The following is a 23989-nucleotide window of genomic DNA, read 5'->3' on the forward strand; positions in this document are numbered from 1 at the left end:
GGCCCGTGAAAGTCCGAAGTCCGGCGACGACGCCGAAGGCTACTCGCCCTCGTCGTCGGTCTCGACCGGCGGCGCCAGGTTCTCGAGGCCGCGGAGCAGGTCCTCCTCGCTCATGCGGTCGAACTGCGGCGCGGAATCGTCGCTCGCGGCGGTCGGCGAGACGGCGGCGGCGGTAGGCGAGCTCGACAGCAACGGCACGGCCTCGGCCTCCGGCTCGTCGACCTCGACGTACTTCTGCATCGAGTGGATCAGCTGTTCCTTGAGGTCGTCGGCGGTGATGGTCTCGTCGCCGATCTCGCGGAGCGCCACGACCGGGTTCTTGTCGCGGTCGCGGTCCACGGTGAGCGGCGCGCCGGCGGCGAGGAGACGCGCGCGGTGGCTCGCGAGCAGGACCAGCTCGAACCGGTTCTCGACCTTCTCGATGCAATCTTCGACGGTGACGCGAGCCATGCGCGGCGGCTCCTTCCAGCGGATACGGGGATGTCGGGCGGTGCCGGCTCATACACCGGTTGCGGTTTGGCAACAAGCACAGCGGTTTATTGCGTCGTGCATCCCCGCGAGACCGTGCCGCCGACGGCACGAATCGCCGAGCCGCGACGGCCCGGGGCGCAGGCCCCGTTTGTGCGCTGCATTGTTGACACCCGCGGCGGGTGGTGCGACTGCGCCGCCCTTTCCGACAATGGGTTAGGCGACGGAGCGACCGTGCGGGCACTCATCTTTCCGGGCCAGGGCAGCCAGGCCGTCGGCATGGGCAAGGCGCTGGCCGAGGCCTTCCCTCAGGCGCGCGCCGTGTTCGCCGAGGTCGACGACGCCCTGGGCCAGCCGCTCTCCCGCCTGATGTTCGAGGGCCCGCTCGACGCGCTGACGCTGACCGCCAACGCGCAGCCGGCGCTGATGGCCGCGAGCCTCGCGGTGCTGCGGGTGCTGGAGGCCGAGCGCGGGCTCGATCTCGCGCGCGACGTCGCCTTCGTCGCCGGGCATTCGCTCGGGGAATATTCCGCCCTCGCCGCCGCCGGCAGCCTCACGATCGCCGACACCGCGCGCCTGCTGCGCATCCGCGGCGAGGCGATGCAGGCGGCGGTCGCCCCCGGCGACGGCGCCATGGCGGCGCTGATCGGCGCCGAGGTCGAGACCGCCGCGGCGATCGCGGGGGAGGCGGCCGAGGGCGCGGTCTGCGACGTCGCCAACGACAACGGCGCCGGCCAGGTCGTTCTCTCGGGCGACCGGGCCGCGGTCGAGCGCGCCGTGGCGCTCGCGCAGGCGCGCGGGATCAAGCGCGCGGTGATGCTCAACGTCTCGGCACCGTTCCACTGCCGCCTGATGCAGCCCGCCGCCGAGGCGATGCGGGCGGCGCTCGACGCGGTCACGCTGAACCCGCCGGCCGTGCCGCTCTACGCCAACGTGCTCGCGGCGCCGGTCTCGGATCCGGATGCGATTCGCCGAAACCTCGTGGCGCAGGTGACCGGAACCGTGCGCTGGCGCGAGAGCATCGCGGCCATGGCGGCGGCGGGCGTCGACGCGTTCTCCGAGATCGGCTCCGGCAAGGTTCTGTCGGGCCTCGTCAAGCGCATCGCGGCCGGTGCCGCGGCGATGCCGGTCGGGACGCCGGACGACGTCGCCGCGTTCTCCGTGGCGTGATCGAGGCCCGCGCGCGCCTTCCTTCTCCCCTCTGCGGGAGAAGGTGGCCCGCGAAGCGGGTCGGATGCGGGGAGCGACGCCTCCGGATACGGCGCTCCCCTCCCCCGACCCCCGCTGACGCTGGGGCCACCCTCCCCCGCAGAGGGGGGGGGAGACGCGCGGAGCCGATACCAAGACTTCGACACCCACAGATGAGGTGATCCCCATGTTCGATCTCACCGGCAAGAAAGCCCTCGTCACCGGTGCCACCGGCGGGCTCGGCGGCGCCATCGCGCGGGCGCTGCATGCGCAGGGGGCGGCGGTGGCCCTGTCGGGCACCCGCGCCGAGGCGCTGGAGGCGCTGGCGGGCGAGCTCGGCGCGCGCGCGCACGTGCTGCCGACGAACCTGTCCGACACGGCCGCCGTCGAGGCGCTGGTGCCGGCGGCGGAGGCCGCGCTCGGCGGCCTCGACATCCTCGTCAACAACGCCGGCATCACCCGGGACAACATCTTCGTGCGGATGAAGGACGAGGAGTGGGACCAGGTCATCGCCGTCAACCTCACCGCCGCGTTCCGCCTGTCGCGGGCGGCGGTGCGGGGGATGATGCGGCGGCGGGCCGGCCGCATCGTCAACATCGGCTCGGTGGTCGGCACCACCGGCAACCCCGGCCAGGGCAACTACGCGGCGGCCAAGGCCGGGCTCGTCGGGCTGACCAAGGCGCTGGCGGCGGAGGTCGCCTCGCGCAACGTCACCGTGAACTGCGTCAGCCCCGGCTTCATCGCCTCGCCGATGACCGACGTGCTCAACGAGAAGCAGCGCGAGGGCATCCTCGGCCGGGTGCCGGCCGGGCGCCTCGGCGAGGGTGCGGAGGTGGCCGCCGCCGTGGTCTACCTCGCCTCGGCGGAAGCGGCCTACGTCACCGGCCAGACGCTGCACGTCAACGGCGGCATGGCGATGGTGTGACGCCGGGGCGCGCAGCCCGGCCATCCCGCGGAAAACGCGGCGGAATCGGCGCCCGGAGCACACCGATGAACGGTTCGTGAACCGGGCCTCGCCAGCGCCGAAACCCTGTGTTAACACCCCGGCTGCCGTGCAAGGGGTTGACGGTTCGGCGGGTTCCGAGTCCAAGGCCAACAGGATTTCAGGACCCAGCGCGTTCGGTCACCAGCCGCTCGAAACAGGACCGGCCCGAAGCAAGGGCCACGGCGGCAACGGCGCCATTCCTTTCACCCACGTAACGTGAAGACCGAGGACCAGCAACGATGAGCGATATCGCTGAGCGCGTGAAGAAGATCGTCATCGAGCACCTGGGCGTCGAGCCCGAGAAGGTGGTCGAGGGCGCCAACTTCATCGACGACCTCGGTGCCGACAGCCTCGACACCGTCGAGCTCGTGATGGCGTTCGAGGAAGAGTTCAACGTCGAGATTCCGGACGACGCCGCCGAGACCATCCAGACGGTCGGCGATGCGGTGAAGTTCCTGGAGAAGAACTCGGCCGCCTGATCGGCCAAAACGTCCTTCGGGTCGACGCGGCGCGGGCGGGGTGGAAACACCCGACGCGCCGCTGTCGTTGTTCAAGCGGAACGGGTTCGGGATAGCGCGATGCGGCGGGTGGTGGTTACGGGTCTGGGGATGGTCACGCCGCTCGGCAGCGGAGTCGAGCACACCTGGAGCCGGCTGATCGCCGGCGACAGCGGCGCCGGGCCGATCACCACCTTCGAGACCTCCGACCTCGCCTGCCGCATCGCCTGCACCGTGCCGCTGGGCGACGGCAGCGACGGCACCTTCGATCCCGACGCGTGGATGGAGCCGAAGGAGCAGCGCAAGGTCGACCCGTTCATCGTCTTCGCGATGGCCGCCGCGGGCCAGGCGCTCGACGATGCCGGCTGGCACCCGACGAGCTACGAGGACCAGTGCGCCACCGGCGTGATGATCGGCTCCGGCATCGGCGGCATCGGCGGCATCTACGACGCCTCGGTGACCCTGAAGGACAAGGGCCCGCGGCGGATCTCGCCGTTCTTCATCCCCGGCCGCATCATCAACATGGCCTCGGGCCAGGTCTCGATCGCGCACGGCCTCAAGGGCCCGAACAGCGCCGTCGTCACCGCCTGCTCCACCGGCACGCACGCGATCGGCGACGCGGCCCGCCTGATCATGCTGGGCGACGCCGACGTGATGGTCGCGGGCGGCGCCGAATCGCCGGTCGACCGGCTGTCGATCGCGGGCTTCGCCGCCTGCCGGGCGCTGTCCACCGGCTTCAACGACACGCCGACCAAGGCCTCGCGCCCCTACGACAAGGCCCGCGACGGCTTCGTGATGGGCGAAGGCGCCGGCGTGGTGGTGCTCGAGGAGTACGACCACGCCAAGGCCCGCGGCGCCAAGATCTACGCCGAGGTAGTCGGCTACGGCATGTCGGGCGACGCCTACCACATCACCTCTCCCTCGCCGGACGGCGACGGCGCCTTCCGCTGCATGACGGCGGCCGTGAAGCGCGCCGGCATCGACCCGGGCGCGATCGACTACATCAACGCCCACGGCACCTCGACGCCGATGGGCGACGAGCTCGAGCTGCGCGCCGTCGAGCGCCTGCTCGGCGCCTCGGCCCAGGGCGTCGCGATGTCCTCGACCAAGTCCGCCGTCGGCCACCTCCTCGGCGCCGCCGGCGCGATCGAGGCGATCTTCTCGATCCTGACCATTCGCGACGGCGTCATCCCCCCAACCCTTAACCTCGACGACCCGAGCGTCGAGACCGCCCTCGACCTCGTCCCGCACGAGGCCAAGCGCCGGCGGGTCGACATCGCGCTGTCGAATTCGTTCGGGTTTGGCGGAACGAATGCGAGCTTGGTGATGCGGCGGGTCTAACGTGCCGCGGCTCTAACCAGCAATTTCGTCCGCACGACCCTGAATTAGGGAAAGATGTGATCTAAAAATAAATGGGACCCAGAAGGTCGGGCTTTCCCTAGATCCTCTTTCTTCAAAAAATCCAAGATCGCGAAGCTTAAGCGCAATCGCTAACGCCTCAAGCTCCGTGACTGTCCAGATCCGGCCGAGAGATGCTGCGTTATGCTCGGACTTCTGGCGCTCTAACCCCTCTATATAAACCCGTAAGTCAGGATATTCCGCATAGAGTACTTTTGTAACTTTATATGCTGAAAGGGCAGGAAGAGCTTCTTTGAATACGAACCGATCGAACAAAATTGTTCCAGCCGGGGGAGATTCCCCACGTTCGAGCTTTTGATTCTGCAACTCGCAAACGCGGTTCAGGAACAGGATTATTTCTCTAGGATTATGCTTACCCGATCCGTCGGTAGTACGCTTCAAAAGCCAATCCAACGTAGTAGACTGATTCTCCCCTCTCTCGACCTGCATAGGAAATATCCGATCAAAAATTTGCTCTTGCTCGACAGAAGATTGGAGCACGCGCTGCTTGTCAATATTATAGAATGAGACGAGACGATCATTACTTAAGAGACGTCTGATAATGAGATTTTGTAGGCTTTGCTTAGTCCAAACCAATTGGAAGTCTCTAGTAATATGATTCGCTTCTCGGAATCCCTCATGTGTGATTCGATCCCAAATATCAGTTCTTAAAAATATTTTCAGCGATACGTTGCTAACATCACGAATATCGCGGTACACGCGAAAAAGTGCGCGCAACGCATTTTTTTCTAACTCCGCCGAGTCATCGAAGGCGACATCGAGACGATCTATAGTGATCCACGCATTGTAGTTTGCACTAGACAATGCCAATGCAGCTTTTCGAAATAACTCATCAACTGAAATCTCTCCCTTCCTAGCTTCCGTAATTGTAGGTTCGTCAAACCTAATTCTGGGCAATAATGTAGGCAGCGAGGTAGTTGGATCGACCGATATCTCCGCTGATATTTCAGTCGGATGAAATATCTTGTAAGCATAGTTTCGAACGGTTCGAAGAATTGAAATAAGTGTTGTTTCAGAGCTTGGTAAAAGTTCATGATCCTCCAACAATTTTATTAAATCTTTTGCTGAAGAACTTGTAATATCGTAGTCGCTTATGGTCCTACCGAGCAGCGTGACAAAGTACAATTTCCAAATTGCAATCTACTCGCGTTCGGTCTGAGGCGGATCGACCAACAATCCTTTAAACGCAGGAGAACTCTGAGGATTTTCCGCAGCTATAAGCAATATACCTTTGTCAAAAAGCGCATCGGCATGATCTTGAATAAGTACATAAATTGCACTCTTTCCTGATCCTTTCGGGCCATATACTACATCAACTTCTCCGGCATATACTCTTTCCCAGGCTTGGGTAACGACGAAATATTCTTGTAAATTTTCCCGTTCCTCTTCCGCAACTTGGTTTCCGAATGATATTTGCCGCACCAAATCTTTCTTTAAATTATTCAAGTCTGTGCTACTGCTCATGCTAAGTTCCCAGCTTGTGATTCCGGGAACTACCACCCCCGCCGTTCCCCCGCATCCGGCATCCGCCCCTGCGGCGTGAGCCCGTGGACCACCTCCGGCAGCACCTGAGACAGCTGCGACAGCAGCGAGTCCCGGTCCATCCCGGTCTGGCTCTGGAGCGCGCCGAGGGTGTCGGGGCCGAGCGCGCGGGCGAGGTCGTGGGGCTCGATGCTGCGGTTGCTGCCGTGACCGATCCACGAGTCGATCACGTCGCCGAGGCCGCCCTGGCGGAAGCGATCGACGAGGCCGTCGATCCCGCCGACCCGGCCCGATGTTTCATGTGAAACATTTCCTGAATGAGGAACATTGGCTCGGTCGCCGGGGCCGTCGAGCATCCCGGAGAGGTCGCTGAAATCGCCGGGCGGCAGTGGCGCGTCGCGGCGGCCGCCGTCCTGGTCGAAGCCGCCGATGTCGCCGGGATCCTGCGCGGAATCGTCGGCGGAGTGGCCCGGATCGCGGCCGTAGGGGCCGGCGCCGCCGGAGCGTTCGGTGTCCGGGCCGGGTTCCGGCCGGCGCTGGCCGCCGCCGAACACGTCGCCGAGGGCGCCGCCCAAGCCGCCGCTCGCGCCCTTGGCGAGCAGCAGCATCAGCAACGCCTTCACGATCGGCGACATCGCGCCGCCGGCCGCGCCCCCTGGGTTGCCGCCGCGTCCGCCGCCGAGCACCTGCCCGAGCACGCCGCCGATCACCGAATCGAGCAGACCCATGGTGGTTTCCTTCAATCAGGATGGACGGAGCGCACGAAAAAGCCCCCGCCGATCAACGGCGGGGGCCGGGCCGAGGTTGCGTCACGCCTAGCGGGCGGAGCGCGTGGCGTCGGGCAGGTGCTCTTTCGGGTTCACCCGCGCGGCGCCGACGGTGCCGGTGTCCATCACGTCGGTGCCGGGCGCGAGGGCGCGGGCCGAGGGGACGGTCCCGTTCGGCCGCCCTTCGGCGTCCGGCAGGGTCGCGGCGGTGGGCTGGTCGATGCGGCTGGCCGCCGACTGCGCGCGCGCCGGCTCGACGAAGTCGCCGCGCATTGCGAGCGCACCGGAGCCGGCGAGGCCGGCAGCGAGGAGCGCGGTGGCGGCGAGGCCGGCGCGCGGGCGCAGGGTGAGGCGACGGCGGGCGGAGCGATCGAGTCTCATGGTTTGGGGTCCGTTGCGTGTCTCCGGTGAGCCCGAAGGCTCTGTCTGGAGGGGCAACGCCGGACCGGGGCGCCTCGGTTCCGCGCCGGCTTCAGGTTGTGGGGGGCTCGCTCGGTCGCACCCCCGCGAGGCGCCGGGGGAGCCCGCCGAGCGCGCAGCCGGCGAGGTAGGGCGCCAGCATCGCGACCGCGCTCTCGAGCCAGAACCCGGCGACGCCGGGCACGATCCCCGCGAGGGCGATGCCGGCCAGCACCAGGGTCGCGATCCCGAGCGCGGCGGGAATCGCGGGGCCGGAAGGCAACCCGGCGAGCCGGCCGACGCCGAGCCCGAGCACCAGGGCGGCGAGCGATCCCGGCCACAGGCCGGCGAGGAGAAGCATCACGGGCGAACGGCCTCTTGACGGTCAGGGCAGCACGGCGAAGGCGATGCCCGGCCGGTCCGAGGGTTTGTCCGCGATGCTGAGCTGATCGACGCCGGCGCCGGCCTGGAGCAGGTACTCGACGACCACACCGGCGCGCAGCCGCGCCAGGTCGGGCTCGGGCGCTTCGGTCGCCTCCCTGGGCTTCGCGTCCTTCGGCTTGGCGTCCTTCGGCTTGGCATCCTTGGCAGGCTTGGCGTCCTTGGACGCCGGCGCGGCCATCTTGTCCGATGCCTTGGCGTCGGGCTTCGCCGCGTCGCTCTTGGCCGGATCGGGCTTAGCCCCTGCCTGCGCCCCGGACGCGTCGGCGACCTTCGCCTCGGGCGGAGCGGGCGCGGGCTTGGCCGGATCGCCGTGGCCGGCGACCGCGATGCGCAGCGCGGGGCAGGTTTTGGCGAGGTCGGCGAGACGATCGAGCACCGGATAGAAGATCGGCGCGAGCGCGCCCGAGCCGGGCGGGAAGCGCAGGCTGGTTCCGCCGACGAGCGCCGTCGCCTCGGCGCGACAGGCCTCGGGATCGCGCGTCGGCACGGGGGTCTTCGGCACCACCGCGACGGTGGCGCTCCAGCCCGGCGGCATCGCGGCCGGCAGTGTCCGGGCGACCCGTCCCGCGGCCTCGCGATACAGGCTCTCGCCCGACAGCGTCAGCGTGCGGTCGGCGACCGCGACCTCGCCGCTCGACAGGCTCGCCAGCACCGGCACCGCGGCGGACAGGGCGGCGGCGAGGTCCGGCGGCGCGCCGTCGGCGATGCGGGTGCGGTCGAGGATGCGCTCGCGGAAGAAGCGCGGCTTCACTACCGCGAGCAACCGGTCGCGCGCTTCCGTATCGGGCAGGTGGCCGGACAGGCTGACGCTGTCGGCCTCGCGCCGGATCGCGACGCGGTAGGGCGAGAGCGGCTTCACCGTGAGCGCCACCGCGCCGGCTCCGACCCCGGCGGGCCTGGCGTCGCGCATCACCGTCTCGATCTCCCCGACGGCCTGGCTGTCGACGGCGTCGCCCGCGACCGACACCCGCGCGCCGTCGAAGCGGGCGCCGCCGCTCTGCATCAGCCCGACGAGGCGGACCAGGAACCGGGCCAGCGCGTCCGGCTCGATGTCCTTGGCGAGGCCGCGGGCGGTGCGCATCCGGTCCTCGACCGCGACGCCGTCGGCGATCTCCGCGGCCAGCCGCCCGATCTCGGCCCGCGCCGCCTCCGAGACCACCGAGCCGGTGAGCACCACCCCGCCGCCGGGGTTTCGCGACACGGCCATGGTGAAGTCGTCGATCCGCGCCGGCAGGACGTCGACCCGGCCGAGCGTGTAGCCCGGCGGCGGCTCGGCGAGCGCGGCGCGCAGCGCGTCGTAGGCGGCGACGTCCACCGCCTCGCCCGAGACGGCGATCGCCATGTCCGTCACCGTGGCGATGGCGCCCGGCGCGAGGTTGCGCAGGCGCGCGACCGCGTAGGCCGCCGCCGCGGGGAAGTCGGGCGGTGCGCCGCGGGCGGCATGGGCCGCGTCGTCGATCGCCGTCTCGTCGGGGATCTCGGCGGCCAGGCGCGTCCGCAGGGCGGCGCGGCCGATCTCCGCCGGGCGGCTGCCGGAGACCGCGATGCGGTCGGGGGCGGTCCGGGTGGCGCTCCAGGCGAAGGGCGCGGCGGTCTCGATCAGCCCGATCTCGGGCACGATCCGGCGCGGCTCGGCCAGCGCCTCCAGCCGCGCGAGCGCCGCCGCGCGCGCGGCCGGCCCCGGCGCCTCGCCCTCGGCGACGATGTCGCGCCCGCGGACTGTGACGCGGAGCCAGGGCTCGGGCGATCCAGCCTCGGTCGCCTGCGCCACCGCCTCGCCGGCCTCGGCGATCCGCGCGCCGATCCCGGGCCCGGCGTACAGCGTGGTGCCGACCCAGATCAGCCCGACCACGGGCAAGCCGAGCAGCCAGCCCCTGGATCGCAGGCGTGGACGTTTCATGGCGGGGGGAAGGCAATGCGGCACGGGCAGCGATCCCGAGGGTTGCAGGGCGACGTGCACCGCCATCGCGGCATCATGAAGGCCGGCGGACGCTCACCCTTCGCGCAGCATCTCCAGCTCGAGCCAGCGCTCCTCGGCGCCGGACAGCTCGACCTCGGCCTGGGCGAGCATCGCCGACGCCTTGTCGAAGCGGGCCGCGTCGCGGGCGTAGAGGCCGGGATCGGCCAGCACCGTGCGCAGCTGCGCGATCGCGCCCTGCAGCTTCTCCATCCGCGCGGGCAGCGTCTTCAGCTCGTGCTGGTCCTTGAAGTTCAGCTTCGCCTTCGACGCGGGCGCCGCCTCGGCCCTTTCGCGAAGGTCCGCCTTTGCGCCGCTCTTGGCTTCGGCTTTTCCCTTGGCGCCGGCGCGCGCCTGCACGCCGATCCCGCGCTGGTTGACCATGTCGGAGTAGCCGCCGGCATACTCGACCCAGCGCCCCTCGCCTTCCGAGACCAGCACGCTGCCGACGACGCGGTCGAGGAAGTCGCGGTCGTGGCTCACCAGGATCAGGGTGCCGGAATAGTCGCCGAGCATCTCCTGCAGCAGGTCGAGGGTCTCCAGATCGAGGTCGTTGGTCGGCTCGTCGAGGACCAGAAGGTTGGCCGGCTGCGCCAGCGCGCGGGCGATCAGCAGCCGGTTGCGCTCGCCGCCCGAGAGCACCGACACCGGCGTGCGCGCCTGCTCGGGGGTGAACAGGAAGTCCTTCAGGTAGCCGACCACGTGGCGGCTGACGCCGTTGACGACGACGGAATCGCCGCTGCCGCCGGTCAGCACCTCGGTCACGGTCATGCTCGGCTCGAGCACCGCGCGGGCCTGGTCGAGCAGCATCATCTTCAGGTTGGTGCCCTGGCGGACGCTGCCGTCGTCGGGCTGCAGCTTGCCGGTGAGCAGGTTGATCAGCGTGGTCTTGCCGGCGCCGTTGGCGCCGACGATGCCGAGGCGGTCGCCGCGCATCACCCGCAGGGACAGGTCGGCGACGATCCGGCGCTCGCCGAAGCTCTTGCTCGCGTTCTTGGCCTCCATCACCAGCGTGCCCGAGGCCTCGGCCTCGCCGGCCTGCATCGTCACGGTGCCGACCGGGCGGCGGTCGTCGCGGCGCTCCTTGCGCAGCGCGTGCAGGTTGCCGAGGCGGCGCACGTTGCGCTTGCGCCGGGCAGTGACGCCGTAGCGGAGCCAGTGCTCCTCGTCGTTGATCTTACGCTCGAGCTTGTGCCGGTCGCGCTCCTCCTCCTCGAAGAACGCGTCGCGCCAGGCCTCGAAGCCGGAAAACCCCTGCTCGATCCGGCGGGTGACCCCGCGGTCGAGCCAGATCGTGGCGCGGGACAGGGCGGAGAGGAAGCGCCGGTCGTGGCTGATCAGCACCATCGCGGCGCGGGTGCCCTTCAGCTCGGCCTCGAGCCACTCGATCGCCGGCAGGTCGAGGTGGTTGGTCGGCTCGTCCAGCAGCAGCACGTCGGGCTCGGGCGCCAGCGCCTGGGCGAGCGCGACGCGGCGGCCCTCGCCGCCCGAGAGCCGCGTCGGGTCCTCGCTGCCGTCGAGGCCGAGGCTCTCGAGCAGGTAGCGGGCGCGATGATGCGCGTCGCCGTCGCCGAGGCCCGCCTCGACGAAGTCGAGGGTGGTGGCGAAGCCGGAGAAATCCGGCTCCTGGGCGAGATAGCGGATCGTGGTGCCGGGCTGGACGAAGCGGACGCCGCGATCCGGCTCGACGTGCCCGGCGGCGATCTTCATCAACGTCGACTTGCCCGATCCGTTGCGCCCGACGAGGCAGGTGCGCTCGCCGGGCGAGACGGAGAACCCCGCTCCCTCGATCAGCGGCGTGCCGCCGAAGGTGAGCGCGATGTCTTGAAGGGTCAGGAGCGGTGGGGCGGCCATGGCCGGGCTTATGGCAGCGCGGCCGCCTCACCACAAATGCCGATGCGCTCAGGCGACCGGGTCGGCGGGGCCGGTCGGCGTCGGCATGCCGGGCGTGGTCACGGGGACCTCGGCCGGGGTGATGCCGGGCGCCTCGCTCGGGGTTTCGCCGGGGATCTCCGGGCCGGGCGCAGGGCTCGGTACGGTCGGCGGGTCGTAGGGCGTGTCGGGGGCCGGCGTCGGGTTCGTCGGCACCTCGGGGATCGCGCCGGGATCGGCCATGGGAAACGCTCCTCGCTGGGGTCGCGGCGCGTCTTGGCGCGCGCCGCGTGACGAGCGTGAACGGCGCGGTCGCGCCGGGTGTTCCGGTGCTACTTCTTGGTCAGCAGCAGGTTGCCTTCCTTGCCGACCATCTTCTTCACCTTGTCGGCGAACAGCGCGAGCAGCAGCGGCAGGTGGCACTCGACACGCACGCTCTCCTGGCCGACGTCGATCTGGCCGTTCATGTTCTGCTTCATCGCCGAGATCGCGAAGTCGAGCCGGTCGCCGCTCCAGGCGAGGTTCTCGATGGTGACGCCGCTCTTGGCGAGCAAGGCGCGCCCCTGCTCGACGCCGGTCTCGATGCGGCGGCGCGCCTCGTCGCGGCCGAGGTCGTGCGGGATGTCGACGATGAGGGGTTTTGCCATGGCTTTTCGCGCTGCGTCTCCGGTTCAGGCTCGGAGATGGGGCCGGCCGGGGTGCAGGGCAACGCCGGCCGGCCTGCCCATCAGTTCACGACGTGCAGCGAGACGTAGGTGGTGCCGCCCATGCCGAGCGCCCGGGCCGAGCCGCGGGACAGATCGATGATGCGGCCATGGACGAACGGGCCGCGATCGTTGATCCGCACCACGACCGACCGGCCGGTGCGCCGGTTCTCGACGCGGACGCGGGTGCCGAAGGGCAGGCTGCGGTGGGCGGCGGTCATTCCGTTCGGGTTGAAGCGCTCGCCGCTCGCGGTGCGATGGCCGCTGCCGTACCAGGATGCGCCTCCGCTCTGGGCGGCGGCCGGCAAGGAGGCGGCGACGAGCGACAGGGCGGTTCCGAGGGTGACGGCGGCGTTTCTGGCGACGGGTCGGAAATGCATGCTTCGGTCCTTGGCTGTTGACGAGGGCGGCGCCAATCGAGACCGAACGGGGCTGAAATGAGACCCCCACATTTTGGGCAGCCGGATCACATTCCGGCCGAATTTCGAAGATGTCGTCCGCATTCGCCGCTGCAAGCAACGCGCAAGCATTGAAGACTTGTCTTTTTCTCGGTGCGAATGCCCGATTACGCTGCGGTATAGTCTTCATGCCCCCGCACAGGGACGCAGGAAGAACCGCCGTCGAGGTCCGAGACGTGCGCTCAGCGAAACCCTGCTGCCCACCCTGCGACTGAGCTTGGCCGTAGCGTGGGGCCGAGCCGGGCTCGTGGGCGCGGCGCCGCGGGCGCCTGCCTGCACCGCCGGGTCGTTCCGGGTCCACGACCGTGTCGGCGCACGACCCGGTCGCTGCGAGGCGCTTGGAGCGATCCATCCGGACATGCGAGCGCGGAACGCGACAATCGCCGCATCGGGTGCGGTGGATGCGGTCCCGGCAAGGCAAATCGCCGTGACGGGAATGGTTAAGGCGACGTGAACGCGACAGGCCGCGACGATCCAGAAAGAGATCGAAAGCAACGCCAGCCCCAAACCGGGACATGAAGTTCCACAAATCGGAAACGCGACCTTTACCTTAACGGGGCCATGGTCTGCCGGTCAGTCGCGTAACCGGTGTTTGCCATGGCTTCCCCGCGTACCGTGGTTGCCGACGCCGCCGCCCGGAAACATGTCTCGCGTACCGGGCGCGCTTCGTCGGCACCACGGATGGGTCTCGTACCCGCCGTCCAGCGCCTTCCCCTCGACGAGATCCTCGTCGGCGACTGCATCGCGGCGATGAACCGCCTGCCGGCGTCGTCGGTCGACTGCGTCTTCGCCGACCCGCCCTACAATCTCCAGCTCGGCGACGCCTCGCTGATGCGGCCGGACCAGAGTCGGGTCGACGCCGTCGACGACGACTGGGACAAGTTCGCGAGCTTCGCCAGCTACGACAGCTTCACCCGCGACTGGCTCACCGCCTGCCGCCGGGTGATGAAGCCGAACGCCACGCTGTGGGTGATCGGGTCGTACCACAACATCTTCCGCGTCGGCAGCGTGCTGCAGGATCTTGGTTTCTGGATCCTCAACGACATCGTCTGGCGCAAGGCCAACCCGATGCCGAACTTCCGCGGCAAGCGCTTCACCAACGCGCACGAGACCCTGATCTGGGCCTCCCGCTCGGCCGAATCGAAGGGCTACACCTTCCATTACGACGCGCTGAAGGGCGGCAACGAAGACCTTCAGATGCGCTCGGACTGGTTCATCCCGCTCTGCACCGGCGACGAGCGCCTGAAGGGCGCCGACGGCAGCAAGGTCCACCCGACCCAGAAGCCGGAGGCGCTGCTCGCCCGCACGCTGCTCTCGGCGACCAATCCCGGCGACGTGGTGCTCGACCCGTTCTTCGGCACCGGCACCACCGGCGCGGTGGCCAAGCTGCTCGGGCGTCGCTTCATCGGGTGCGAGCGCGAGGCGGTCTACGCCGACGCCGCGCGCCGGCGCATCGACGCGGTGGTGCCGCTGTCGCGGGCCGCGCTCCTCGTCGCGCCGACCAAGCGCGCCGAGCCGCGGGTGCCGTTCCTCGGCGTGGTCGAGGCCGGCCATCTCAAGGCCGGCGACGTGCTCACCGACGAGCGCCGCCGCTTCAAGGCGACGGTGCGGCCGGACGGCCAGCTCGACGTCGGCGTCGCCATCGGCTCGATCCACAAGGTCGGCGCCCTGGTCCAGGGCCTGCCCGCCTGCAACGGCTGGACGTTCTGGCACGCCGAGCGCGCCGGCAAGCTGGTGGTGATCGACACCTATCGCGCGAAGCTCCGCGCGGTGATGGGGGCGGCGGGCTAGAACCGCGCCCCCTCCCCCCCGACGGATCGCGGGCTTGCCCGAGATCCGCACCTCGTGTGCCCAAGTCGGGCAGGCCCGACTTGGGTGCGGCGGAGGGAATGCGTGCGCGCCGTCAGCGTTTCCGCGCCGGCTTGCGGGCGGGCGGCACCACCTCCGGCTCCCCTTCGAACATCTCATCCGTCGGCGCCGGCGGCTCGACGATGCGCGGCGTCGGCTTCGGCACCGGGCGGAAGCGCGGCGGGTCCGCGACCGTCTCGGGCGCTTCCCAGACCGCCAGCATCGGCATCGGCGGCGGATCGCGCTTCGGCCGGCCGCGGGGCTTCGCCTCGGATTCCGGCTTCGGATCGAAGGCGTGGGCCAGCACCTTCCTCATCACGCCGGGCAGCGGCTCCGCGTCGAGGTCGCGCCGCGGCGTGAAGCGCATCCCGGCCGGCGCCTGCGTCGACAGCGCGACGCGGGCGAGGAACACGGTCAGCTCCAGCGGGAAATGCGTGAAGCCGTGCCGCACCAGCCCCGGCAGCCGTTTCCAGCGCGCGTCGAGGGGCGCGTCGAGGAGCGCGCCTGCGGGGTCGTAGTCCGGTGCCCAGGCGCTCATCGGCGGCTCGGCCATGCTGCCGAGCAGGCCTTCCGGCGGCCGGGTGCGCAGCAGGACGGCCTCGTCGCCGGAGCGGACGACGACAAAGGCCGCGCCGCGCCGCAGGGGGCCCTTCACGGCCTTGAGCTTGCGCGGGTAGGTCTCCGGGTTGCCGGCCGCGCGGGCGCGGCAGGGCGCCATCCACGGGCAGAGCGCGCAGGCCGGGCGCTTCGGCGTGCAGATGGTGGCGCCGAGATCCATCACGGCCTGCGCGAAATCGCCGGGCCGGTCGAGCGGCACCAGCGCTTGCGTCACGCGCCGGATCTCGGGCCGGGCGCCGGGCAGCGGCGTCTCGATCGCGTAGAGCCGCGTCATCACCCGCTCGACGTTGCCGTCGACCGCCGCTTCCGGGCGGTCGAAGGCGATCGCCGCGACCGCGCCGGCCGTGTAGGCGCCGATGCCGGGGAGCTTGCGCAGCCCGTCGAGGGTGTCGGGGAAGCGCCCGGCCGCGGCCACCGCCTTGGCGCAGGCGTGGAGGTTGCGCGCCCGGGAATAGTAGCCGAGCCCGGCCCAGGCCGACATCACCGCCTCCTCCGGCGCCGCGGCCAGGGCGTCGACGTCGGGGAAGCGGGCGAGGAAGGTCGCGAAGTAGGGCTTCACCGCCGCGATCGTGGTCTGCTGCAGCATCACCTCGGAGAGCCAGACCCGGTAGGGATCGGGCCGCTCGCCGGGCAGCGCCCGCCACGGCAGCACGCGGCGGTGCCGGTCGTACCAGACCAGCAGGTCGGCGGCCTTCGGAAAGGGTTCGGACGCGGGCATCGCCGGCAGGCATAGCGGCCCGGGCTCTCCGCCGAAAGCGCTCCCTTTGCCGCCGGCCTTGCGCTATCCTCGCGCCCGCAACCGGCGGGATGTCCCAAGAACATGGCGCGCGTCAAACCGCTGGCGGAACTGATCGAGGGCTGCATCGGCCCGGCCTTCGCGGCGCAGGGCTTCGCCTCGACCGACATCCTCGCCGCCTGGCCCGACATCGTCGGCGAGCGGCTGGCACGATTCTGCCGGCCCTCGAAGCTCGAATGGCCCAAGCGCAAGCGCCGGACGGACGACGCGCCCGATTCGGGGACGCTGGTGGTGCGGGTCGAGGGCGTGTTCGCGATCGAGCTGCAGCACCTCGCGCCGGTGGTGATCCAGCGCATCAACGCCCATTACGGCTGGGCCTGCGTCGGCCGGATCGTGCTGCAGCAGGACCGGGTCGGCCGCAGCGCCCGGCGCCCGCCGGAGGCGACCGTCGACCCGGCCCGGCGCGGCGAGATCGCGCAGGCGGTCTCGACGATCGAGCACGACGGCCTGCGCGACGCCCTCGACCGGCTCGGGCTCGCCGTCGTCGCGACGTCGGCGAAGCGCTAGGCGCCTTGCCACGATGCGCCCGCGCCGTTACCGCACTCTCAACAAGACGACAGGACGGAACGCGGAGGCAGCCACGGCCATGATCACCCGGCGCGACGCTTTGAAAGCCACGGGCCTCGCCATCGGCGCCGCCCTCATCCTCCCCAGGCTGTCGATGGCCGCGCTCGCCGAGAGCGTGCCGGTCGACGGCCTGATGCAGCCGGGCCCGCTCGGCGACGTCTGGCTCGGGCCGAAGGACGCGAAGGTGACGATCATCGAGTACGCCTCGATGACCTGCTCGCACTGCGCCGCCTTCCACAAGATGACCTATCCGACGCTCAAGGAGCGCTACATCGACACCGGCAAGGTGCGGTTCACGCTGCGCGAGTTCCCGCTCGATCCGCTCGCCACCGCCGCCTTCATGCTGGCGCGCTGCGACGGCGAGGCGAAGTACTACCCGATCACCGACCTGCTGTTCGACCAGCAGCCGGCCTGGGCCTTCACCCCGAAGCCGGTCGACGCCCTGGAGCAGATGCTCAAGCAGGCCGGGTTCTCGAAGGAGAAGTTCGAGGCCTGCCTTAAGGACCAGAAGCTCTACGCGGCGGTCAACGGCGTGAAGCAGCGCGGCCTCGAGACGTTCAAGGTCGATTCGACGCCGACCTTCTTCATCAACGGCGAGCGCTACACCGGCGAGATGACGGTCGACGGAATCGAGAAGATCATCAAGCCGATCCTCGGTGCGTGAGGGTTCCGGGCGGGTCTCGCGCGACGCTGCGCACGCGCACGGCCCCGAGCGTAATTTTCTCAACGCCTGGAATGCCTTAAGCTCGACCTTTCGAGCCTTGACACCCCGGGGCGCCGAAACTAAGGTGCGCCGCGCTCGAAGGAGGCAATCCGCCCGGTTCCGTTCCTCTCGCCGATGTGAGTTCTCGCTGTGAGCGGCAACGACGCAAGGGACGAGGGAGAGACCGGACGGCCCACGCCGCCCGACAGCGAACTCTCAGCGAGGCTCCGACGCCTCGAGACGCAGATCGAACGGAAGCGGCCCCCGGCCCCTCCCGCTCATTCGTCGCGTTCGGGTTCGTCCGGAAGTCCGTCCTCCCTCGGGCAGGCCATGACGCTCTCCACGGAGTTCGTCGCCGGCGTGATCGCGGGAGGGGTGCTCGGCTGGATCTTCGATCGGATGCTCGGGACGAAACCCTGGGGTCTGATCGTACTTCTGATGCTGGGCTTCGTCGCTGGCGTCTTCAACGTGATGCGGGCATCCGGCTTCGCCGGCGCCCGTTCCGGACGGGACACCCCGCGGGATCCGTGAGGGCGACCGGTGTTTTGTGACCATCGATCCGGTTCGGCCATGCGGGCCGCCGGCAACGAGACGTGAGGGCGGAAGACGGCATGGCGGCCAGCATCGACCCGGGGCACTCCGTCGCCTTGCGACCGGATCCGATCCATCAGTTCGAGCTCAAGTCGATCCTGCCCTTCGGGCATCTCGGCCATCAGGAACTCGCGTTCACCCAGTCGGCGCTCTACATGTTCGCCGCCGTCGGCGTCATCGCGCTCCTGACGATCGTCGCCACCTCCAGCCGCTCGGTCGTGCCGGGCCGGATGCAGTCGCTGGCCGAGATCTTCTACGAGTTCATCGCCGACACCCTGCACCAAGCCACCGGCGACGGCGGCAAGCGCTTCATGCCGCTGGTGTTCTCGCTGTTCATGTTCGTGTTGATCCTCAACCTGTTCGGCATGATCCCCTACGCCTTCGCGGTGACCAGCCACCTCGTCATCACCTTCGGCCTCGCCGCCCTGGTGATCTCGGTCGTGGTGATTTACGGCGTGATGAAGCACGGCGCGCACTTCTTCGGCCTGTTCGTGCCGCAGGGCGTGCCCAAGCCGCTGCTGGCCCTCCTCGTGCCGATCGAGGTGATCTCGTTCATCTCGCGGCCGATCAGCCTGTCGGTGCGTCTGTTCGCGAACGTGCTCGCCGGTCACATCGCGATGAAGATCTTCGCGTTCTTCGTCGTCGGGCTGCTTTCCGCAGGCGCATGGAGCGTGCTATCGCCCCTCCCGCTGTTCCTGACGATCGCGTTGACGGCTCTCGAATTCCTCGTTGCGGCGCTTCAGGCCTACGTCTTCGCGACGCTGACGGCGATCTACCTCAACGACGCGCTTCACCCCGGCCACTGAACAGGCCGGCTCCACCCGCGGCAAACGACGCACTCTCAAGACACTTCAGGAGTTTTCTATGGATCCCGTCGCTGCGAAGTACATCGGCGCCGGCCTCGCCTGCCTCGGCATGGCCGGCGCGGGCATCGGCCTCGGCAACCTGTTCGGCCAGTTCCTGGCAGGCGCCCTTCGCAACCCCTCGGCCGCCGACGGCCAGCGCGCCACGCTGCTCCTCGGCTTCGCGCTGACGGAAGCGCTCGGCATCTTCTCGCTGCTGATCGCCCTGCTCCTGCTGTTCGCCGTCTGATCGACGCCGACACCGCCGCCGCGCCGTTCGAGGTCGCGGCGGCCGATCACCAGTGAGCGCTCCGCCCCTCGCGCGAGCGCTCCATCGTCTTTCAAGGTCATACGGACGGGGCCATGGCGCAGCCGAATTCCCTCACCACACCGCCCGCCGGTTCCGACGTCCACATGGTCCCGGCCGGTGCCGCGGAGCCGGCGCACGCCGCCGCGTTCCCGCCCTTCGAGACCCACACCTTCCTGGCGCAGCTGATCTGGCTCGCCCTCGCCTTCGGCCTGCTCTACTGGCTGATGGCCAACATCGCGCTCCCGCGCATCCAGGGCATTCTCCACGACCGCTCCGCGCGCCTCGCCGCCGACCTCGACCAGGCGCAGGCGATGAAGACGGAAGCCGACGCCGCCGGCGAGGCCTACGCCAAATCGCTGCGCGACGCGCAGGGCAAGGCCCGCGAGATCGCGCAGGGCACCCGCACCGAGCTCGCCGCCGCCGCCGAGACCAAGCGCAAGGCGCTCGAGGCCGAGCTCAACCAGAAGATCGCAGCCTCCGAGGCGACGATCCAGAGCCGGACGCAGGAAGCCATGGGCAACGTCCGCGCCATCGCCAGCGAGACCGCCTCCGCGATCGTCGAGCGGCTGACGGGCCAGGCGCCGGACCAGGCCAGCCTCGACCGCGCCCTCGATTCCACCGCGACCGCGCACTGAGACGGAAGAACCGACCATGTTGATGACAGCGGAATTCTGGGTCGCGGTCGCCTTCCTCGTCTTCATGGCGATCGTCTGGAAGGTCGGCGGCTTCGGGATCATGACCAAAGGCCTCGACGGCCGCGCCGTCCGCGTACGCCACGAGCTCGACGAGGCCAAGCGCCTGCGCGAGGAGGCGGCCGCCGTGCTGGCCGACTACAAGCGCCGCCGCGCGGAAGCGGAGCGCGAGGCCGAGACCATCATCGCGAGCGCCCGCGACGAGGCCGAGCGTGCCGCCGCCGAGGGCCGCCAGCGCCTCGACGACTTCATCGCCCGCCGCACTAAGTCGGCCGAGACCAAGATCGCCCAGGCCGAGGCCAAGGCCCAGGCCGAGGTCCGTGCCGCAGCGGCCGACGCCGCGGTGAAGGTCTCCGAGACGATCCTGCGCGAGCGCATGCAGGGCGAGGCCGCCCAGGCGCTGGTGCGTTCGAGCCTCGGCGAGATCCGCACCCGCATGCGGGCCTGACCCTTCCGGGCAGGACCGACCGATCAAGCCGCCTCCGGGCGGCTTTTTCGTGCGCGTGTCTTCGCTCGTCTCGCTCACGTGCCGGAGACCGAAGCGGTCCGGTGCCGATGATGGCGCTGGTGCCCTCTTCCACCCAACGACTGCGTCGATCTATTTCGGAAGAATGTCGGGGACGGCGTGCGCCTCCCCTCTCCCCTCTGCGGGGGGAAGGCACGGTGGGCGACGCTGCCCGAAAGATGGATCCGTCCCACGAAACGGAAGTGACGCGGATCGCCGCTCGCTCGATGTCGCCGCCTCGAGAAACAGAGCTGCAGGAGGTGCCATTCGACACCGCGCGCGTCGGCCGCCCGGTGGGCGGCCTGCTGCTCAACCGACAGATGCTATAGGGCACACCGTCCTCGCCTTGCCGGGCGGGCCATCCTCCACGGACTGCGATGTCGCCGATCATCTCCATCGACAATCTGTCGAAGACCTACGCCTCGGGCCTGTCGGCGCTGAAGACCGTGAACCTCGCGATCGCGCGCGGCGAGATCTTCGCTCTGCTCGGGCCGAACGGCGCCGGCAAGTCGACCCTGATCAACATCGTCTGCGGCATCGTCACGCCGAGCACCGGCACCGTCACGGTCGACGGGCACGACATCGGCTCGGGCTATCGCGGGGCGCGCAAGGCGATCGGGCTGGTGCCGCAGGAACTCACCACCGACGCGTTCGAGAGCGTGTGGAACACGGTGAGCTTCACCCGCGGCCTGTTCGGCCTGAAGAAGGATCCCGGCCATATCGAGCGGGTGCTGCGCGACCTCTCCCTGTGGGAGAAGCGCGATTCACGGCTGATGACCCTGTCGGGCGGCATGAAGCGCCGGGTGCTCATCGCCAAGGCGCTGTCGCACGAGCCCAAGGTCCTGTTCCTCGACGAGCCCTCGGCGGGCGTCGACGTGGAGCTGCGCCAGGACATGTGGCGCATGGTGCGGCGCCTGCGCGAGCAGGGCGTCACCGTGATCCTCACCACGCACTACATCGAGGAGGCCGAGGAGATGGCCGACCGGATCGGCGTGATCCGCAAGGGCGAGATCATCCTCGTGGAGGAGAAGGCCGAGCTGATGCGTAAGCTCGGGCGCAAGCAGCTCACCCTCCAGTTGCTGGCCCCCCTCGCCGCGCTGCCGGCGGATCTCGCCGACCGCGGCCTCGAGCTCGGCCCCGGCGGGCAGGAGCTGGTCTACACCTACGATGCCAAGGGCGAGCGCACCGGCATCACCGGCCTGCTCACCGATCTCGGCGCGGCCGGCATCCGGTTCAGCGACCTGCGCACCAGCCAGTCGTCGCTCGAGGACATCTTCGTCGATCTCGTCAGGGAACGCGCATGACCGCGGCCGCGGCGAGGTCCGAACCATCCATCCCCCGGCTGCCGGCAGGCGCGAACGCGCGTCGCCGCCCGGGGCGTCGGCATCGAGAGGCAAACCGATGAACTGGCCGGCCATCCGCGCGATCTACCGGTTCGAGATGAGCCGCTTCTGGCGCACGGCGATGCAGAGCATCCTGGCGCCGGTGATCTCCACCTCGCTCTACTTCGTGGTGTTCGGCGCGGCGATCGGCTCGCGGATGAGCACCGTGGACGGCGTGCCCTACGGCCTGTTCATCGTGCCGGGACTGGTGATGCTCGCGCTGCTGACCCAGAGCATCGCCAACGCCTCGTTCGGCATCTACTTCCCGCGCTTCGCCGGCACGATCTACGAGATCCTCTCGGCGCCGATCTCGCCGGTCGAGGTGGTGCTCGGCTATGTCGGGGCGGCGGCCTCGAAGTCGATCCTGATCGGGCTGATCATCCTCGCGACCGCCGCGCTGTTCGTGCCGCTGCACATCGAGCACCCGGTGTGGATGATGGCCTTCCTGGTGCTGACGGCGGTGACGTTCAGCCTGTTCGGCTTTGTCATCGGCCTGTGGGCCGACGGCTTCGAGAAGCTGCAGCTGGTGCCGCTCCTCGTCGTGACGCCGCTGACCTTCCTCGGCGGCAGCTTCTACGCGATCGAGATGCTGCCGCCGTTCTGGCGCACCGTCAGCCTGGCGAACCCGGTGGTCTACCTGATCAGCGGGTTTCGCTGGGCCTTCTTCGGCACGGCCGACGTCGCCATCGGCATCAGCCTGGCGATGACCGGCCTGTTCCTGGCGGTCTGCCTCGGACTCGTCGCTTGGATCTTCCGCACCGGCTACCGCCTCAAGAGCTGAGCCGCCGGCCCGGCTGCCTGGAGCCGTTCGAAAACGCATAAAGACATCTTTATGTCTTGATTGCTTCGTATCCGGCGCTCTGCTAGATGCCTCGGCGAGAGGCAACCCGCGACACGGAGCGAAGCGAAATGGCCCAGGATTACATCGTCAAGGACATCGGCCTGGCCGAGTACGGCCGCAAGGAGATCTCGATCGCCGAGACCGAGATGCCGGGCCTGATGGCTACCCGCGAGGAATACGGCCCGTCGCAGCCGCTCAAGGGCGCCAAGATCGCCGGCTCGCTGCACATGACGATCCAGACCGCGGTGCTGATCGAGACGCTCAAGGCTCTCGGCGCCGACATCCGCTGGGTCTCGTGCAACATCTACTCGACCCAGGACCACGCCGCCGCGGCGATCGCCGCCGCCGGCATCCCGGTCTTCGCCATCAAGGGCGAGACCCTCGAGGAGTATTGGGACTACACCTCGAAGCTGTTCGACTGGCATGGCGGCGGAACGCCGAACATGATCCTCGACGACGGCGGCGACGCCACCATGTTCGTCCACCTGGGCCTGCGCGCCGAGAACGGCGACACCGCCTTCCTCGACAAGCCCGAGTCGGAGGAGGAGGAGATCTTCTTCGCGCTCCTGAAGAAGAAGCTCGCCGAGAAGCCGAAGGGCTGGTTCGCCGGTCTCGCCGACGCGATCAAGGGCGTCTCGGAGGAAACCACCACCGGCGTCCACCGCCTCTACAACCTCGCCAAGGAGGGCAAGCTGCTCTTCCCGGCGATCAACGTGAATGACGCGGTCACCAAGTCGAAGTTCGACAACCTCTACGGTTGCCGCGAGTCGCTGGTGGACGGCATCCGCCGCGGCACCGACGTGATGATGGCCGGCAAGGTCGCGATGGTCGCCGGCTTCGGCGACGTCGGCAAGGGTTCGGCCTCCTCGCTGCGCCATGCCGGCTGCCGCGTGCTGGTCTCGGAGGTCGATCCGATCTGCGCGCTCCAGGCCGCGATGGAAGGCTACGAGGTCGTGACGATGGAAGACGCGGCGCCCCGCGCCGACATCTTCGTCACCGCCACCGGCAACAAGGACATCATCACCCTCGACCACATGCGGGCGATGAAGGACCGGGCGATCGTCTGCAACATCGGCCACTTCGACAACGAGATCCAGGTCGCCGGCCTGAAGAACCTCAAGTGGTCGAACATCAAGCCGCAGGTCGACGAGATCACCTTCGCCGACGGCCACCGCATCATCCTGCTGTCGGAAGGCCGCCTGGTGAACCTCGGCAACGCCACCGGCCACCCGTCCTTCGTGATGTCGGCCTCGTTCACCAACCAGACGCTGGCCCAGATCGAGCTCTGGACCAACCCGGGCAAGTACGAGAAGCAGGTCTACACCCTGCCGAAGGCGCTCGACGAGAAGGTCGCGCTGCTCCACCTCGAGAAGATCGGCGTGAAGCTCTCGAAGCTCCGCCCCGACCAGGCCGCCTATATCGGCGTTTCCGAGAACGGCCCGTTCAAGCCCGACCACTACCGCTACTGAGACCCTCGGCGCGGGGACGCGCCGGGCAGGACCGATGCGAGACAGGAGGGCCCGGCGGTTGCGCCGGGCCCTCTTCGTTTGTCAAGGCACCACCGCCCGGCCGGACTGTGTCTTCTGTGTGTCGTTCGCACGCGACCTGCCGACCCACGGTTACGGCCAAGCTAATTCCGCTTCCGGCGCAAATC

Annotated in this window: 28 protein-coding genes; 16 read left to right on the forward strand and 12 right to left on the reverse strand. The window is 69.0% G+C overall.

The features are described from left to right. Window positions 1–39: 39 nt before the first annotated feature. Complete coding sequence (gene rpoZ / locus MKK64_RS09465; RefSeq protein WP_147727742.1) at window positions 40–450, reverse strand: DNA-directed RNA polymerase subunit omega; 411 nt, start codon at window positions 448–450, stop codon at window positions 40–42. 252 nt (window positions 451–702) lie between these two features. On the opposite strand from rpoZ, the gene fabD reads away from it, so the two are divergent. The 4 genes from fabD to fabF all read left to right on the forward strand — a co-directional run bounded on the left by fabD (window position 703) and on the right by fabF (window position 4479). Then, window positions 703–1638 (forward strand): ACP S-malonyltransferase, encoded by a 936-nt coding sequence (gene fabD / locus MKK64_RS09470; RefSeq protein WP_313898901.1) that lies wholly within the window; start codon window positions 703–705, stop codon window positions 1636–1638. 205 nt (window positions 1639–1843) lie between these two features. After that, a complete protein-coding gene (fabG, locus tag MKK64_RS09475) occupies window positions 1844–2581 on the forward strand; it encodes a 3-oxoacyl-[acyl-carrier-protein] reductase (RefSeq protein WP_243933013.1) in 738 nt (245 codons plus the stop codon). A gap of 299 nt (window positions 2582–2880) precedes the next feature. Beyond that, window positions 2881–3120, forward strand: a complete 240-nt coding sequence (locus MKK64_RS09480) for an acyl carrier protein (RefSeq protein WP_243933959.1) — start codon at window positions 2881–2883, stop codon at window positions 3118–3120. A 99-nt stretch (window positions 3121–3219) separates the two neighbouring features. After that, window positions 3220–4479, forward strand: a complete 1260-nt coding sequence (gene fabF / locus MKK64_RS09485) for a beta-ketoacyl-ACP synthase II (protein WP_243933961.1) — start codon at window positions 3220–3222, stop codon at window positions 4477–4479. Window positions 4480–4491: 12 nt separating this feature from the next. Here the strand turns inward: fabF and MKK64_RS09490 are convergent, their stop codons facing one another. The 10 genes from MKK64_RS09490 to MKK64_RS09535 all read right to left on the reverse strand — a co-directional run bounded on the left by MKK64_RS09490 (window position 4492) and on the right by MKK64_RS09535 (window position 12562). Then, the gene (locus MKK64_RS09490) at window positions 4492–5682 is read right to left on the reverse strand and encodes a P-loop ATPase, Sll1717 family (RefSeq protein WP_243933963.1); all 1191 of its coding nucleotides are present in this window, start codon (window positions 5680–5682) and stop codon (window positions 4492–4494) included. 15 nt (window positions 5683–5697) lie between these two features. Further along, the gene (locus MKK64_RS09495; RefSeq protein WP_243933965.1) at window positions 5698–6021 is read right to left on the reverse strand and encodes a hypothetical protein; all 324 of its coding nucleotides are present in this window, start codon (window positions 6019–6021) and stop codon (window positions 5698–5700) included. Window positions 6022–6050: 29 nt separating this feature from the next. Beyond that, complete coding sequence (locus tag MKK64_RS09500) at window positions 6051–6767, reverse strand: YidB family protein (protein ID WP_243933967.1); 717 nt, start codon at window positions 6765–6767, stop codon at window positions 6051–6053. 87 nt (window positions 6768–6854) lie between these two features. Next, window positions 6855–7187 (reverse strand): hypothetical protein, encoded by a 333-nt coding sequence (locus MKK64_RS09505; protein ID WP_243933975.1) that lies wholly within the window; start codon window positions 7185–7187, stop codon window positions 6855–6857. Window positions 7188–7278: 91 nt separating this feature from the next. Then, window positions 7279–7566 carry a hypothetical protein gene (locus tag MKK64_RS09510; RefSeq protein WP_279593116.1) on the reverse strand — a complete coding sequence of 96 codons (288 nt, stop codon included), beginning with the start codon at window positions 7564–7566 and terminating at the stop codon, window positions 7279–7281. 24 nt (window positions 7567–7590) lie between these two features. Beyond that, the gene (locus MKK64_RS09515) at window positions 7591–9549 is read right to left on the reverse strand and encodes a BON domain-containing protein (protein ID WP_243933979.1); all 1959 of its coding nucleotides are present in this window, start codon (window positions 9547–9549) and stop codon (window positions 7591–7593) included. Between the two features lie 93 nt (window positions 9550–9642). Further along, on the reverse strand, window positions 9643–11460 hold the full coding sequence (locus tag MKK64_RS09520) for an ATP-binding cassette domain-containing protein (protein ID WP_243933981.1): 1818 nt from the start codon (window positions 11458–11460) through the stop codon (window positions 9643–9645). A 48-nt stretch (window positions 11461–11508) separates the two neighbouring features. Continuing rightward, window positions 11509–11721, reverse strand: coding sequence for a hypothetical protein (locus MKK64_RS09525; RefSeq protein ID WP_147729106.1), 213 nt, complete (start codon window positions 11719–11721; stop codon window positions 11509–11511). 89 nt (window positions 11722–11810) lie between these two features. Next, window positions 11811–12125 carry a polyhydroxyalkanoic acid system family protein gene (locus MKK64_RS09530; RefSeq protein ID WP_243933983.1) on the reverse strand — a complete coding sequence of 105 codons (315 nt, stop codon included), beginning with the start codon at window positions 12123–12125 and terminating at the stop codon, window positions 11811–11813. An 80-nt stretch (window positions 12126–12205) separates the two neighbouring features. After that, window positions 12206–12562, reverse strand: a complete 357-nt coding sequence (locus MKK64_RS09535) for a septal ring lytic transglycosylase RlpA family protein (protein ID WP_243933022.1) — start codon at window positions 12560–12562, stop codon at window positions 12206–12208. Between the two features lie 675 nt (window positions 12563–13237). Here MKK64_RS09535 and MKK64_RS09540 point away from each other — a divergent pair. After that, window positions 13238–14431, forward strand: coding sequence for a site-specific DNA-methyltransferase (locus tag MKK64_RS09540; RefSeq protein ID WP_147842975.1), 1194 nt, complete (start codon window positions 13238–13240; stop codon window positions 14429–14431). Window positions 14432–14543: 112 nt separating this feature from the next. On the opposite strand, the gene mutY is transcribed toward MKK64_RS09540, so the two are convergent. Then, window positions 14544–15824, reverse strand: a complete 1281-nt coding sequence (gene mutY / locus MKK64_RS09545; protein WP_243933998.1) for an A/G-specific adenine glycosylase — start codon at window positions 15822–15824, stop codon at window positions 14544–14546. Window positions 15825–15926: 102 nt separating this feature from the next. On the opposite strand from mutY, the gene MKK64_RS09550 reads away from it, so the two are divergent. From MKK64_RS09550 to ahcY, 11 genes are all read left to right on the forward strand, one after another. Then, window positions 15927–16409 (forward strand): DUF721 domain-containing protein, encoded by a 483-nt coding sequence (locus MKK64_RS09550; protein WP_147727167.1) that lies wholly within the window; start codon window positions 15927–15929, stop codon window positions 16407–16409. 79 nt (window positions 16410–16488) lie between these two features. Next, the gene (locus tag MKK64_RS09555; RefSeq protein WP_243934000.1) at window positions 16489–17133 is read left to right on the forward strand and encodes a DsbA family protein; all 645 of its coding nucleotides are present in this window, start codon (window positions 16489–16491) and stop codon (window positions 17131–17133) included. 189 nt (window positions 17134–17322) lie between these two features. Continuing rightward, on the forward strand, window positions 17323–17703 hold the full coding sequence (locus tag MKK64_RS09560; RefSeq protein WP_147727169.1) for an AtpZ/AtpI family protein: 381 nt from the start codon (window positions 17323–17325) through the stop codon (window positions 17701–17703). 80 nt (window positions 17704–17783) lie between these two features. Continuing rightward, complete coding sequence (locus MKK64_RS09565; RefSeq protein WP_147727170.1) at window positions 17784–18569, forward strand: F0F1 ATP synthase subunit A; 786 nt, start codon at window positions 17784–17786, stop codon at window positions 18567–18569. A gap of 58 nt (window positions 18570–18627) precedes the next feature. Then, the gene (locus tag MKK64_RS09570; protein ID WP_007566773.1) at window positions 18628–18855 is read left to right on the forward strand and encodes a F0F1 ATP synthase subunit C; all 228 of its coding nucleotides are present in this window, start codon (window positions 18628–18630) and stop codon (window positions 18853–18855) included. 113 nt (window positions 18856–18968) lie between these two features. Further along, on the forward strand, window positions 18969–19550 hold the full coding sequence (locus tag MKK64_RS09575) for a F0F1 ATP synthase subunit B' (protein WP_147727171.1): 582 nt from the start codon (window positions 18969–18971) through the stop codon (window positions 19548–19550). Window positions 19551–19569: 19 nt separating this feature from the next. Then, window positions 19570–20055: an ATP F0F1 synthase subunit B gene (locus MKK64_RS09580; RefSeq protein ID WP_187274714.1), complete on the forward strand. Its 486-nt coding sequence runs from the start codon at window positions 19570–19572 to the stop codon at window positions 20053–20055. Window positions 20056–20270: 215 nt separating this feature from the next. Continuing rightward, window positions 20271–20441, forward strand: coding sequence for a hypothetical protein (locus MKK64_RS09585; protein ID WP_243934001.1), 171 nt, complete (start codon window positions 20271–20273; stop codon window positions 20439–20441). Between the two features lie 48 nt (window positions 20442–20489). Continuing rightward, window positions 20490–21416, forward strand: a complete 927-nt coding sequence (locus tag MKK64_RS09590) for an ABC transporter ATP-binding protein (RefSeq protein WP_243934003.1) — start codon at window positions 20490–20492, stop codon at window positions 21414–21416. A gap of 97 nt (window positions 21417–21513) precedes the next feature. Beyond that, window positions 21514–22275, forward strand: coding sequence for an ABC transporter permease (locus MKK64_RS09595; protein WP_147727174.1), 762 nt, complete (start codon window positions 21514–21516; stop codon window positions 22273–22275). Window positions 22276–22403: 128 nt separating this feature from the next. Continuing rightward, a complete protein-coding gene (gene ahcY, locus MKK64_RS09600) occupies window positions 22404–23804 on the forward strand; it encodes an adenosylhomocysteinase (RefSeq protein ID WP_147727175.1) in 1401 nt (466 codons plus the stop codon). The last annotated feature ends 185 nt before the right edge of the window (window positions 23805–23989 follow it).

The sequence above is a fragment of the Methylobacterium sp. E-025 genome, from assembly GCF_022829705.1.
Classification (GTDB): Bacteria; Pseudomonadota; Alphaproteobacteria; order Rhizobiales; family Beijerinckiaceae; genus Methylobacterium.